The following is a 12,936-nucleotide window of genomic DNA, read 5'->3' on the forward strand; positions in this document are numbered from 1 at the left end:
CCTCGGCTCATCTTATCTCCTTTGAAGGGACGCCCCCATGTCCGAGCAGAGCCCGCGCGACCTTTTCGCCCGCTTCCAGCGCAACGCACTCGCCGGACGCCCCGGCTTCGACGCGGAGATGCTGGCCCCCGACGTCGTCGTGGAGCAGCCGTTCGCTCCCCCCGCCAACCGCCGGACCGAGGGCCGCGACAACGTTGTGGCCATGACGCGGGCCGGCCGCGAGGCCCTGCCCGTGGTGTTCGAGGGGTTCAGTGAGGTGGAAATCCACGAGACCGCCGACCCCGAGGTGATCATCGCCGAGTACCGGTTGACGGCCACGGTCCCACGGACCGGCACCCGGGCGCGAGGCGCGTTCGTGGTGGTGCTGCGGGCCGCCAACGGGCGCATCGCGCACTGGCGCGAGTACCAGGACACGGCCGCTTTCGCCGCGGCCCTGGCCTGAGCCGCCCCTGACCGCCCGCGCTTGCCGCGCTGCCGCACCTGCCGCAGGCGCCCATAATCCGCGCGGCGGATGTGTAGCGGCGGCTCAGCGCGGGGATTTCCCCCCTACCACCGGGCGGAGCGCGCGGACGGGGGGACCCGGCAACCGCAACAGAGGCTTTTCCACAGCGTGTTCTTTCCGCCACCGGGCGCTGATCGGAATTGGCTACTATACAAATCCCTGGTGATTTTCCGCCGAACCGCGCCCGCCCCGGCGCCCCACGCGTCGCCTGAGCCCTGCCCTGACCCGCACGTCCGTCCGGCCAACCGCCGAGGGGAGCCCGCATGGCCGCCACTCGCACCGCCTCGGCCAGCACGGTGGCACTGCTGGCCGACATTCCCGGTACCGGCCACCTCGGCCCGGTGCGCGCGCCGCGCTTTCCCGTCGTCGGCGATCCCCGCGAGGGCTGCCTGCCGCTGCTCGACTTCGCCGCCGCCGAGATCTCCCAGGGCCGCAAGATCGTGGCCGTGTACCCGAGCTGGCGCGCGGAGCCCGCCGAACGCGCCATCGGATTCGTGCGCGCGGCGCTGCTCACCGACCACATCGCCGGCGTTCCCGTCGAACTCGCGCCGCTGCCCCTCTCCCTTGTCACCGATCAGCTCGCCTACCTCGCGCCCCACCTCCCGGCAGGGCTGGTGGCGGCGCTGGCCCGCGAACTCCCGCGCCGCGTGCTGGCGGGCGCCTGGCTGCGCACCCTCGGCTCCTTCGCCGACCTCCCCACCTCGCTGGGCCGCCACCTCGCCTCCTACGCGCCGGGCACGTCCTTCCTGGCCTACTGCTCGCCCTGGCCGCAGGTCGACCGCTTCCACCGGGGCGAACCCGAACCCCCGCCGATGGTCCCCGACTCCCCGGTGGGCATCCTGTCCGCACCCTCGGGCCACGCCGCCGCCGACATCGTCGCCGACCACCTCGCCCCGCTGCTGCGGCCCAGCCAGACCGCCTCCGCGCCCGCCCAGCCCCTGGCCACCCGCTACTGGAAGTCCCACCACCTGGTGGAGTTCGCCGTCTTCAGCGTGCACCCGCAGGCACTGAGCCGGGCCGTCGAGGCCGTGGCCACCACCCCCTGCACCTGGTGCGGCGAACCCGTGGCCGTGCGGCGCTGCCCCTTCTGCGCGGCCGCCAACACCCCGCCGCCGCGCGTGCGCCCGCGCCGCTCGGCCGCGCGTTCCGGCACCCCCACCGACCCCGCCTTCGCCTCCCCCGCGCCGCCGTTCCCCGAGCGGCCGCACCCCGCCGAGCCCGCGCCCCCGGCTCCGGTCATGACCGTCCCCCGGCCGCGCCAGGAGCCCGCCGCGCCCGTCACGGCCGCCGCGCTCGCGTCGCAACCGGCGCCGGCGCCGGACACATCACCGGATCCGGATGCGGGTTGGCGTGCCACGCCGGGTCGGCGTGCGGGTTCGGGGCCGGAGCGGAACCCGGTACCGGCGCCCGTACCGGCGTCCGACGGCGAGCCCGACGGCCCCGCCGCTCCCGACGCGGACACACCCGCGCCCGCCGCAGCCGCGCCGCCCCCGCCGACCGCGTCTCGGCCCGGTCCGGCGCCCACCGCACCCCCGGCCCGGGCACCGCGGCCCGTCGCGGTCTTCCACGAACCCCCCGCATCGCTGCCTGTCGCGCCGAACGGCCGCCGTCCCGGCCACCCGCTGCGCGCGCCCACGAACAACTGAAAACAGAGCCCATCGACCGAATCTCCGCGGTGCCAATCCCGCCCTTCGGACACACCGACTTCGAAAGCGCCACCATCGGAAGCGCCGACTTCGGACACCGCGGAGAACCCGACGCGAAACGACGACGGATAGATGAATACAGAACAAAGAACGGTGCGCCGACCGGGAATTCAGCGGCCGTCCACAATCGGTGTGCGAATCGGCCCGCGAATCTGCGCGCCGCCGCACCCCGCCGCTCCGGCGCGGTGCCTCCCACCGAGGCCGTGACCGGTATCGGCGGCGCCGCAGGGGTTTCCGCTCGTCGGCGCCTTCGGCCGGCGGCCCCGCTCGTTCCCGTGAGCCCCGGCACACGCACCGCCGCACAGGAGACCCGACTCTAACCCCACTGATCAGCGGCGCCCCGTTACCATATGCCGGGACAGTGCCAACCCGCCCCTATCACCGCGCCTGTCGACAAGCCGTTGACACGCCTGCCGACAAAAGTCGAAAACGGCCAGATCAAGCCCGCGACCCCGGGAGCTTGCCCCGTGACCTCCGACCACCCCAGGCCCTCAAGCGTCGTCGCGCTGCTCGCCGACATCCCCACCACGGGGCACCTCGGCGGGGTCCAGGCGCAGCGCTTCGCCCTGGACGGTCACGACCTGGCCGGTCAGGCGGGGGCGTTCGTGGAGTTCGCCCGCTACCACACGGCCCAGGGGGCCAAGGTGGTGGCGCTCTATCCGCGCTGGCGCGGCGAGCCCGCGCGGCGCGCGGTCGCCTTCGCGCGCGGCGCGCTGCTGTCCGACTCCGTCGCGGCGGTGGGCATGGACCTCTCGCCGCTGGCGCTCTCGCTGATCGCCGACCAGCTCGCCTACCTGTCGCCCTACCTGCCGCCGGGCATGATCGCCGGCCTGGCCGACGAACTCCCGCGGCACACCCTGGCGGGAGGCTGGCTGCGCAACGTCGCCAACCTCGCCACCATCCCGATCTCGGTGCGCCAGCACCTGGGCTCGTTCGCGCCGGGGGTCACCTACCTCGCGGTGTGCTCGCCGGCGCCCCAGGTCAGCCGTGTGAACAAGGCCGATCCCGCCTCCGTCGTGCCGTTCCGCCCGCAGGAGCCGGTGCAGGTCCTGCACTCCTGCGGCGACAACGTCGACCCCTCCCCCTTCGAGGAGCAGTTCCTGCCCGCCATGCGGGCGGTCGCGGTGCGGCGGCTGCCGCCGCAGCCTCTGGGGTCGCTGTACTGGGGCTCGGCCAAGTACGTGGAGTTCGTGGCGTTCAGCGCCCACCCGCGCGCCCTCACCGATCCCGCCCGCTCGGTGCGGCCCACCACCTGCTCCTGGTGCGGCGAACCCGCCGTCGGACCCGCGTGCCGGTTCTGCGGTGCCGCGGCGGGCACCGCGTCCTCCGGGCGCACCCGGCCGCCGCAGGCGCCCGCGCAGCCCTCCCCGGGCGCGCCCGCGCCCGTCGCCGCGCCGCACACCGCGCCCACCCGCCCGCCCCACCCGGCCGCCCCGCACCGGCCCCAGGGCCCGGCACCGGCACCGGCACCGGCACCGGCACCGGCACACCATCCCGTGCCCGGGCACCACCCGGCGCCCTACCCCGTGCCCGGTCCGCCGCCCGCCACCGGCCCGGACCGGCCCCACCGCCCGCCGACATCGCCCCACCACCAGCCGGCGCCCCCGCACACGCCCTCCGCCCCTCCCGCAGGGCCCCACCACCCGCCGGCGGCGCCCTACCCGGGCGGCGGCGCGCCCCCGCCCGGCGGTCCCGCCGCGCCGCAGCGGCCGCGTCCGCGCTACGCGGAGCCGATCGAGGACGAGGACCTGCCTGTCCCGCAGGAACTGCCGCCGCTGAACGAGGATTCCGCGGACCCCGCCCGACCGCACGGTCCCTCGGCCTTCGCGCCGCCCGCCCCCGCCGTTCCCGGTGCGGGTCCCACCGGCACCGCGCCCACCGGCCCCGCCCCCACAGCGCCGCCCGCATCCGGCCCCGCCGGCGGGGAGTCCGGCGACGCCGGGCCCATCGATCCCCGGTCCGCCGCGCCCGGGCCCGCGGACACCGGCCCCTCACCCACGGCGCCCTCCGACTCCGCGCCGCCCGGCTACCGGCTGCAGTCGGCGCCGCACGCGGCGTCGCTCCCGGTCTCGGCGCTGCCGCACGTACGCCGCCGCGGCGGTGCCGTCACCGGCGCCGACACCGGCCCCCGCGCCGCGGCCCTCGGGGCGCCCGCGGCGGCGCGGTCCTCGGCCGCCGCGTCCTCCTCGGTGTCCGGCCATTCGCCCGCGGGTCCGTCCACGGGCCCGTCAACGGGTTCGTCCGCCCATCCGGCCTCGGTCCCGTCTGAGGCCCTGTCCGCGGACGCCTTCGGCGACGACCACGACCGGGCACACGACCTCTCCATCCCCCGCGCCCCCCAATGAGCGCCGCCCGGCAGCCCCGCCCCGGCGCCGTCCACCCCAGCGGCCCAGTGGCCCCCCGTCCGTCTAGAAATGGAGCGCCATGAACCCTCGTCAACGGCGCGGCGTTCTGCTCATGATCATCGCCACCATCGGCGGTGTGGCCGTGTTCCTCACGGTGGTGTCGTATGTGGGCACGCTCAACAACGAACTGGGCAGCTACCGCACGGCGCTGCGGCTGACCCAGGACGTCCAGCCCTACGAGCAGATCACCCCGGACATGCTGGAGGAGTACGAGGTCCCGGCGCGGTTCTTCGACGCCGACACCTTCATCGGCGACTTCAGCGAGATCAGCGAGGAGGTCGGACGGCTCCCGGTGGCCTCCAGCGCGCTGCAGGAGGGTGAGCTGCTGCAGCGCAGCATGGTGATCCCGGCCCCCGACCTTGAGGAGGGCGAGCGCGAGATCGCGATCATGGTCGACGCCGAGACCGGTGTGGCCGGCAAGGTGGTGCGCCAGTCGCGGGTGGACGTCTACGCCGCGTTCAACCCGGGCGAGGGGCAGGCGCAGGCGTGCGCGTACCGGGTGCTGACCAACATCGAGATCCTCGACATCGGCGACATCGGGTCCTCCATCGACGAGACCACGGGCGACACCAACAGCGTCGTGCCCGTCACCTTCCGCCTCACCCCCGAGCAGGCGCTCAACCTCACCTATGCCGAGGCGTTCGCCACCAGCCTGCGGCTGGCGGCGGTCAGCCCGCAGGGGTCGGGCGACCCCGGCAACCTGGAGTTCTGCACCGAGGACCAACTGGAGCTGATCGAGGAGCAGGCCGACGACGCCGAGGCCGGCGGCTCGGTCGCGCCCGGCGCCACCGAGCCCTCCGCCGGAGCCGAGGAGTCCCCCGCGGCCGAGCAGCCCGAGGGCGAGTGATGAGCACCTACCAGGTCATGCTCGGGGTGCCCTCGGCCGACGTCGAGGCGGCGCTGACCGCGCGCTTCGACGAACTGCTCGACTGCGAGGTGGTGGGCGTGCACCGCTCCTCGCAGGAGATCAGCGACAGCGTGGGGCAGGTGCCCACGCTCGACGTCGTCCTGGTGCACGAGCGCATGGGGCCGCTGCCGGTCCTCGACCTCATCCGCGACCTGTCGCGCAGCCGCCCCCAGCTCGCGGTCATCCTCGTGGTCGACGAGGTCGACGCCGACATCTTCACCAACGCGATGGAGGCGGGCGCGCGCAGCGTGCTGCCCACCCACGCCACGGTCGACCAGATCGGGGCCCGGGTCACCACGGCCGCCGACTGGTCGCGCACGCTGCGCCGCCACCTGGAGGCGGCCTCACTGGACGTCCCCATGGACGGCCGCAAGGGGTCGATCATCACGCTGTCGGGCGCCAAGGGCGGCGTGGGCACCACCACCAGCGCCATCCACCTCGCCCGGATCGCGGCCCGCTCGGGCCGGGTGGTGTGCCTGGTCGACCTCGACCTGCAGTCCGGCGACATCCCCGGCTACTTCGACCTCAAGCACCGGCGCAGCATCGTGGACCTGGTCGAGGCGTCCGACGACATCAGCGCCTCGATGCTGGCCGACACCCTGTACGTGCACTCCGAGGGGCTGCACATCCTGCTGGCGCCCAACGACGGCGAGCGCGGCGAGGACGTCACCGGCCGCGCCACCCGCCAGATCCTGGGCGCGCTGCGCTCCCGCTACGACCTGGTGGTCGTCGACTGCGGCGCCGCCACCACCGAGGCCACGGCCATGGCCGTGGAGCTCGCCGACACCGCGGTGCTGCTGGTCAACCCCGACCTTCCGGCGCTGCGGGCGGCCCAGCGGGTGGTGGCGATGTGGGGGCGGCTGCAGATCCGCGACTCCCGCAACACCACCGTGCTGCTGATGCGGCACAGCCGCAAGAACGAGATCCAGCCCGACTTCGCGCGCAAACTGCTGGCCACGCCCACCCTGCGCACCACGGTTCCGGCGGCGTTCCGCGCGGTCGAGGAGGCCGCCAACACCGGCAACCCGGCGCGGCTGACCGACGAGAACCTGCTGCGGGCCTACGCCCAGATCGCGGGCGAGCTGGGCATGCTGAACCGGCCGGAGTCGCCCTACGACCAGACCGGCCCCGGGGAGTCCGCGGTGTTCTCCCCCTCGGGCCCGCTGGACGTCGACCCCGACCTCACCTCGCCGCGCGGACGCCGCGTCCGCGCCTGGCGGCGGCGGGGCGACTCCGGCGCGCTGTTCGTGGAGTTCGCCTCGACTCTGCCCTTCGTCGGGCTGGCGCTGCTGATCACCTGGCAGATCCTGCTCGTCGGTCTGACCGGGATGTTCGCCTCGCACGCCGCCAACGAGGGCGCGCGCCAGGCGGCCATCGACTCCTCCGACCTGGAGGCCATCGAGGAGGAGGCGGCCAAGCGGGTCAGCCCGCCGTGGAACGAGGAGGGGACCTTCTCGGTCGAGATCATCGACACCGAGGGCGGTGAGGCCGTGCAGGTCAGCATCGCCACGCCGGTGTTCCTGCCCGGCGTCGACGGCCCGTGGCGGATCAGCAGCCAGGCGCTGATCCTGCCCGAGGGCTGATTCCGCGACGATCGGACGACGAAAGGTGAGTCATGCGACCGCACAGGCGCGCACGGCGGCGCGGCGACCGGGGGTCCCAGATCCTGGAGTTCGCCGCGTACTTCCCGCTGTTCGTGCTCGTGGCGACCATCGCCCTGGAGACCTTCTTCGCGTTCATCGCCGCCGAGCGCATGGAGCACGCGGCGCGGGCGGGCGCGCGGATCGCCGGCATCCAGGGGCTGGACGCGGCGGGTGCCACGGCCCGCTCGGCGCTTCCGACATGGCTGGATCAGGCCGAGGTGACGGTGGGAGAGAACGGTGAGGGCGGGTACTACACCGAGATCACGGTGGACTTCCCGCTCATGTTCCCCACCCCCGGCTTCGAACTCGACCTGACCCGGCGCGTGGACATGCCGCTATGACCCCCGCCGCCCGCTTAGTCCGCCCGTTTCGCCCGACCGATTCCCAGGTACGCCCATGGCACTGAAAGACCGCCTCACCGAGGACCACGGCAACGACCACCCCATCGACCAGATCGCCCACTGGCGGCAGCGGCTGCTGCACGAGGTGAACCTGGACGACATGGCCACGCTCACGCTGGAGCAGCGGCGCACGCGCCTGGAGAAGGTCGTGGGCCACATCATCTCCCGCGAGGGGCCGGTGCTCAGCGACCGCGAGCGCGGCTCGCTGGTCCGGCGCGTCGTCGACGAGGCGCTGGGGCTGGGGGTGCTGGAGCCGCTGCTGGCCGACGAGAGCATCACCGAGATCATGGTGAACGGCCCCGACAACATCTACATCGAGCAGCGGGGCCGGGTGCACCGCATCGACACCGCGTTCACCAGCGAAGAGCAGCTGATGCAGACGATCGACCGGATCGTGTCGCAGGTCAACCGGCGCATCGACGAGTCCAGCCCGATGGTCGACGCGCGGCTGCCCACGGGAGAGCGCGTCAACGTGATCATCCCGCCGCTGTCGCTGAGCGGGCCGGTCATCACGATCCGGCGGTTCCCCAAGCCGTTCACCGTCGAGGAGCTGGTGGCCAAGGGCAGCGTCGACGGCGCGACCGCGGTGCTGCTAGCGTCGCTGGTGCGGGCGCGGTTCAACGTGATCATCTCCGGGGGTACCGGCACCGGTAAGACCACGTTCCTCAACGCGCTGTCGAGCTTCGTGCCGGCGCACGAGCGCGTGGTGACCATCGAGGACAGCGCCGAACTGCAGCTCCAGCAGGAGCACGTGATCCGGCTGGAGGCGCGGCCGCCCAACATCGAGGGCGCCGGGCAGATCACCATCCGCGATCTGGTCCGCAACTCCCTGCGGATGCGGCCTGACCGGATCATCGTCGGCGAGGTCCGGGGGGCCGAGACCCTGGACATGATGCAGGCGATGAACACCGGCCACGACGGCTCCCTGGCCACGGTGCACGCCAACTCCGCCGAGGACGCGGTGCACCGGCTGCTCACGCTGGCCTCGATGTCGGAGGTCAAGATCCCGTTCGAGGCGCTGCGCGACCAGATCAACGCCGCGGTGGACGTGCTCGTGCACCTGAGCCGCTACCCCGACGGCTCGCGCCGGGTGGCCGAGGTCGCCGTGGTGGCCTCCACCCGGCAGGAGGAGTTCCGGCTGGAGCCCCTGCTGAAGTTCGAGGCCTACCCCCAGGACGGCAGCGGCACGGTGCGCGGCGAGTTCCGCCGGTTCCCGCTGCCGCGCCACATCGCGGCGCGCATTCACGCGGCCGGCGAGAGCGTGCCCGCGGCGTTCGGCGTCCAGCCGGCCCCGCAGGCCCGCCGCGCGGCGCGCACGGACTTCACGCTCCCGGAGGTCCCGCTGTGACCCCCGCCGCCACCGCCAACCGCCGCACGGCACACGAGTCGTCTCCGGAGGTCGGGCCGTGACCTACACCGTGATCATCCTGGGCCTGTCGCTGGTCACGATCAGCGTCTTCATCTGGGGCCTGGTGGTCTACATCGACGGCACCGTGCAGCGGCGCCAACTGGCCTCGCGCAGCGCGCTGCACGAGGTCGAGCGGCGCGCCAACACGCCCCTGGCGCGGCTGGACGTCGTACTGCGGCGCACCGAGCCGGGCCGGCGCATCGAGTACCGGCTGGCGCGGGCCGGGGTCAAGGTGAAGGTGTCGACCTTCGTCCTGCTGCTGGTGGGGGCGGCGGCGCTGGCCATCGTGTTCGTGTGGCAGGCGCTGGCGCCGGTGTTCGGGCTGGCGGCGGCGGTGGGGGTGGGCTTCATCTTCTTCGCCTACCTCAAGCGCCAGGAGGAGCGGCGCAAGGAGGAGTTCACCGCGCAGCTGCCGGAGCTGGCCCGCGTGCTGTCCAACGCCACGCAGGCGGGGCTGGCACTGCCCACGGCCATCGACATGGCCGCCGAGGAGCTGGACGACCCGGCGGGCTCGGAGCTGCGCCGGGCGGCGGAGTCGATGAAACTGGGCCAGCCCTTCGACGAGGCGATGCGGGAGCTGCGCGAGCGCATGCCCTCACGCGAGATCGGCGTGCTGATCTCGACCCTGCTGGTGTCGGCGCGCTCGGGCGGCGCCCTGGTCTCGGCGCTGCGGTCGATCGCCGAGACCCTGGAGGAGCGCAAGGAGTCGCGCCGCGAGGTGCACACGATCCTCACCGAGACGACGTCGACGGCGTGGGCGCTGCTGGCCATGGGCGTGGGCGCGCTGTTCCTCGTCAACATGCTGCAGCCCGACGCCATCCGCACCATGACGGAGTCGCCGGCGGGAACCGTCGTGCTCGCCCTGTCCTGCGGCCTGTTCCTGACCGGCTTCCTGCTGGTGCGCCGGATCACCACCAAGATCGACTTCTAGCCGCCACGCCCCCGGAGCCCTCATGTCCTTCGTGCTGATCGTCGCGCTCGGCCTGGCCGCCGCCGCGGTCGTGGCCGTCTTCTGCTGGGGTGTCTACCTGTTCACCAAGCAGAGCGAGGTGGCGGGCGACATCTCCCTTGCCCCGCCCAAGCCCAAGCGGCCGTCCACGTTCATCCTCAACCGGATCACCGAGCTGATCGGCCGCCCGTTCGTCGGCGCGGTCAAGGAACTGGTGGGCCCTGAGCGCGAGGAGAGCATCCGCCTCCGCATCGAGGCCGCCGGCTGCCCCGAGGGCCTTACCGTCGAGCGCTACCTGCAGCGCAAGGTCGGCGAGATCCTGCTCTACAGCACCGCGGCGATCCTGCTGCTCACCCGCGGCCAGACCATGCTCGCCATGCTGGCCCTGTGCTTCGTCGTGCTGACCGACGCCGACCTGCTCCTCAAGACCCGCCAGCGCCAGGACGACATCCAGCGCCAACTCCCCGACTTCCTCGACGTCCTGGCGGTCAGCGTCGGCGCCGGCCTCGCCTTCCGCCAGGCCCTGGCCCGCGTGGCCGACTCCATGCCCGGCACCCTGGCCGACGAGTTCCGCATCGTCCTGCGCCAGATGGACCTCGGCACCAGCCGCAGGGAGGCGTTCCAGGCCCTGCGCCAGCGCAACAGCAACGAGGCCCTGGGCAAGTTCGTCACAGCCATCCAGCAGTCGGAGGAACTGGGCGCCCCGCTCTCCCACACCCTCCTCAACATCGGCCAGGACATGCGCCGCCAGGACGCCCAGTACATGCGCCGCAAGGCGCAGCGCCTCAACCCCCGGGTAACGGGCATCACGGCGGCCACCATGCTCCCCGGCCTGCTCCTCCTGGTGGGCGGCGCCATGATCCTCGGCTCCGGCATCGACTTCACCGGAGTCCTCGGTGGCTGACCCACTATCCACACCCGGCCCCAACCCCTACACAACAGGTCGCGGCCCCCGTAACTTAATAACTGTCGCCAGGGCCCCCAAGCCCTTCGCACACCCCCGGGAGGGCTGAATGCAATACCGTCTGCTGTCCCTACAAGCCCGAACACGAGCAATGATCACAAAACACCTCACCCAGCCCAACCAAGACAAGGGCGCCAGCATCCTGGAGTACGCCGCGGTGATCGTTCTGGTCGCCGGAGTCGCCGTGGCGCTCCTGCAATTGCAGGTATTCGACAATCTTGTGAACACCCTTGAGCAGCGTGTGGACGAGTTGCTCGCCGAAATGGGATAGTGGCGGTCGACCAAGGATTGTGATGTCAGCCCGCCTGAGATCGTCGGACAGCGGCCAGGCCAACCTGTATCTACTGGTGGGCCTGACCTTGTCTCTCATAGCGATCATGCTGCTCTTCGTGCGGCTTGGGAATGCCAACGACCTGCGGACACAGTCGCAGACTGCGGCTGACGCGGCTGCCCTGGCCGCAGCCGGTGTTGCCCGTGAACAGGCCGCGCAGGAGCTGGCCGAAGGCAACATGCCTTACAGCCGCCTCTACGATCCGGCCGAAGGAAGAAGCAGGGCTGAACAGTATGCCCAAGTGAACGGAGCGATACTCGACGACATACGAGCCAGCGACGACAGCCAAGGAAATCTGGGAAATATCGTACGCGTCGAGGTGCGAAGTGCCGAATGCCAGGCCGAACTGGAACAGGACCGCACCCGGCACTGGGCGAACATCGACTGCGGAACCCCCGATCACGACGCGAATCATACGGGAAACGCGGCAGCAATTGCCGAGGTCGTGATCCCTGAATGCGAGTACGGAATAACCGGCACAGAAATCGGTGGACTAATATGCGATGGCGTCCGGATAACCGAAATTAATCAGGCACGGCGGGCCATCGATGTGCGGCTCACCAACAGCGAAGGCCAGTACATCTACAAGCCGATCGGGACAGTCGTCTAGACAGGAAACTGCTATCCCGATTGAACCTCTGCACGGAAAAGGGATGATCGTGGGAACTTGGAGAATACCTTCACGCCTCCGCCGCGGTGGTCGATCTCTTTTCCTGCTCTTTCTGGCCTGCTCACTTTCGTCATCGTGTGTCAGTTCGGGCTCCTCTGGTGACGGCAACGGCGACGACACCGTGAACACCGAACCATCGGGAGGCCCGTCCGCGGGCGGAAACCTCACAGAGGGCGACGTCGTAGCCGGAAGCACGACCTCATCGACAGAAATCGGGTCCGAGTTCCGCATCGACATCCACTCGCTGAACCGCCAGAACGCCGACGTTGTCACACTGGACCTCACCATTTCGAATACCAGCCCGACCGAATCCGTTTCGATCTATGCTCCACCCCAGCAAGGCGAAGAACCTGGCGACCTTCAGTCCCTGACTCTAATCGACGGAGCTAATAGCAAAAAGCATCTTCCCCTTCTGTATGAAGACGGCACCTGCTACTGCGAAGCGTGGCACGACACTTCGCTCGCACCTGGAGAATCTGTGCGAGCGTGGGTGGCTTTCCCTGCCCCGCCTGCAGACGTCGAGCACATGACCTTCCTCTCCTATGCGACTCCGCCCATCTTGGACATACCCGTGACCGACTCGCCTGGCGAGAGAGTCGAGGAGCCGGCACAGGAACTGTCCACGCCCCAGATCTGGGACGTGCAAAGCCTTGAGGAAGGCTTGGAGGACAATTCCACTCGAGAGGAGACCTCCGAAGAGGTCGCCATATCACTGTCTTCGGATGTCCTGTTCGACACCAACGAGTCCTCCCTCGATGAATCCGCCAACGAGGTTATCCAGCAGGTGGCCAGGGAGATTGACGACTCTTCAGCACGGACGGTCAGCGTAGACGGCCACACCGACAACACTGGAAACGACAGTGTCAACATTCCTCTCTCCGAGGACCGAGCACGTGCTGTACGCGACGCCCTGGCCGATCTTGTGGAGAAAGAGGAGATCTCTTACGAGGTCGCAGGGCACGGGGCCGGTCAGCCGATCGCAAACAACGACAGCGAGGAGGGGAGATCGAAAAACCGCCGGGTCACTATTACCTTCGCGAAATAAGGAAG

The 12,936-nt window shown here is 71.1% G+C and carries 12 protein-coding genes; all 12 read left to right on the top strand.

Annotated elements, in window-relative coordinates; genetic code table 11:
- Window positions 1–37 precede the first annotated feature (37 nt).
- The 12 genes from HNR12_RS09140 to HNR12_RS29500 all read left to right on the top strand — a co-directional run bounded on the left by HNR12_RS09140 (window position 38) and on the right by HNR12_RS29500 (window position 12,931).
- On the top strand, window positions 38–442 hold the full coding sequence (locus HNR12_RS09140; protein WP_179767081.1) for a nuclear transport factor 2 family protein: 405 nt from the start codon (window positions 38–40) through the stop codon (window positions 440–442).
- Between the two features lie 323 nt (window positions 443–765).
- Window positions 766–2,148 (top strand): hypothetical protein, encoded by a 1,383-nt coding sequence (locus HNR12_RS09145; RefSeq protein ID WP_179767082.1) that lies wholly within the window; start codon window positions 766–768, stop codon window positions 2,146–2,148.
- A gap of 527 nt (window positions 2,149–2,675) precedes the next feature.
- On the top strand, window positions 2,676–4,553 hold the full coding sequence (locus tag HNR12_RS09150; RefSeq protein ID WP_179767083.1) for a hypothetical protein: 1,878 nt from the start codon (window positions 2,676–2,678) through the stop codon (window positions 4,551–4,553).
- 79 nt (window positions 4,554–4,632) lie between these two features.
- Window positions 4,633–5,460: a Flp pilus assembly protein CpaB gene (gene cpaB / locus HNR12_RS09155; RefSeq protein ID WP_179767084.1), complete on the top strand. Its 828-nt coding sequence runs from the start codon at window positions 4,633–4,635 to the stop codon at window positions 5,458–5,460.
- The gene (locus HNR12_RS09160) at window positions 5,460–7,103 is read left to right on the top strand and encodes an AAA family ATPase (RefSeq protein ID WP_179767085.1); all 1,644 of its coding nucleotides are present in this window, start codon (window positions 5,460–5,462) and stop codon (window positions 7,101–7,103) included. The genes cpaB and HNR12_RS09160 overlap by 1 nt, the downstream gene beginning before the upstream one ends.
- A 32-nt stretch (window positions 7,104–7,135) precedes the next feature.
- Window positions 7,136–7,504 carry a TadE/TadG family type IV pilus assembly protein gene (locus tag HNR12_RS09165; protein WP_179767086.1) on the top strand — a complete coding sequence of 123 codons (369 nt, stop codon included), beginning with the start codon at window positions 7,136–7,138 and terminating at the stop codon, window positions 7,502–7,504.
- A gap of 55 nt (window positions 7,505–7,559) precedes the next feature.
- Entirely contained in the window at window positions 7,560–8,912 is a 1,353-nt protein-coding gene (locus tag HNR12_RS09170; RefSeq protein ID WP_179767087.1) for a CpaF family protein, read from the top strand.
- Between the two features lie 58 nt (window positions 8,913–8,970).
- Window positions 8,971–9,903 carry a type II secretion system F family protein gene (locus HNR12_RS09175; protein ID WP_179767088.1) on the top strand — a complete coding sequence of 311 codons (933 nt, stop codon included), beginning with the start codon at window positions 8,971–8,973 and terminating at the stop codon, window positions 9,901–9,903.
- Between the two features lie 22 nt (window positions 9,904–9,925).
- Window positions 9,926–10,825 carry a type II secretion system F family protein gene (locus HNR12_RS09180; RefSeq protein WP_179767089.1) on the top strand — a complete coding sequence of 300 codons (900 nt, stop codon included), beginning with the start codon at window positions 9,926–9,928 and terminating at the stop codon, window positions 10,823–10,825.
- 109 nt (window positions 10,826–10,934) lie between these two features.
- Entirely contained in the window at window positions 10,935–11,156 is a 222-nt protein-coding gene (locus tag HNR12_RS09185) for a hypothetical protein (protein WP_179767090.1), read from the top strand.
- 22 nt (window positions 11,157–11,178) lie between these two features.
- The gene (locus tag HNR12_RS09190) at window positions 11,179–11,826 is read left to right on the top strand and encodes a pilus assembly protein TadG-related protein (protein ID WP_179767091.1); all 648 of its coding nucleotides are present in this window, start codon (window positions 11,179–11,181) and stop codon (window positions 11,824–11,826) included.
- Window positions 11,827–12,007: 181 nt separating this feature from the next.
- Window positions 12,008–12,931, top strand: a complete 924-nt coding sequence (locus HNR12_RS29500; protein ID WP_338119745.1) for an OmpA family protein — start codon at window positions 12,008–12,010, stop codon at window positions 12,929–12,931.
- Window positions 12,932–12,936: the final 5 nt, after the last annotated feature.

It is taken from the genome of Streptomonospora nanhaiensis (assembly GCF_013410565.1).
Lineage (GTDB): Bacteria > Actinomycetota > Actinomycetes > Streptosporangiales > Streptosporangiaceae > Streptomonospora > Streptomonospora nanhaiensis.

Bases quoted from the DNA above. Each gene is read 5' to 3' on its own strand.
- HNR12_RS09140 (WP_179767081.1), top strand. From the start codon at position 38: ATGTCCGAGCAGAGCCCGCGCGACCTTTTCGCCCGCTTCCAGCGCAAC.
- HNR12_RS09145 (WP_179767082.1), top strand. From the start codon at position 766: ATGGCCGCCACTCGCACCGCCTCGGCCAGCACGGTGGCACTGCTGGCC.
- cpaB (WP_179767084.1), top strand. From the start codon at position 4,633: ATGAACCCTCGTCAACGGCGCGGCGTTCTGCTCATGATCATCGCCACC.
- HNR12_RS09160 (WP_179767085.1), top strand. From the start codon at position 5,460: ATGAGCACCTACCAGGTCATGCTCGGGGTGCCCTCGGCCGACGTCGAG.
- HNR12_RS09165 (WP_179767086.1), top strand. From the start codon at position 7,136: ATGCGACCGCACAGGCGCGCACGGCGGCGCGGCGACCGGGGGTCCCAG.
- HNR12_RS09170 (WP_179767087.1), top strand. From the start codon at position 7,560: ATGGCACTGAAAGACCGCCTCACCGAGGACCACGGCAACGACCACCCC.
- HNR12_RS09180 (WP_179767089.1), top strand. From the start codon at position 9,926: ATGTCCTTCGTGCTGATCGTCGCGCTCGGCCTGGCCGCCGCCGCGGTC.
- HNR12_RS09185 (WP_179767090.1), top strand. From the start codon at position 10,935: ATGCAATACCGTCTGCTGTCCCTACAAGCCCGAACACGAGCAATGATC.
- HNR12_RS09190 (WP_179767091.1), top strand. From the start codon at position 11,179: ATGTCAGCCCGCCTGAGATCGTCGGACAGCGGCCAGGCCAACCTGTAT.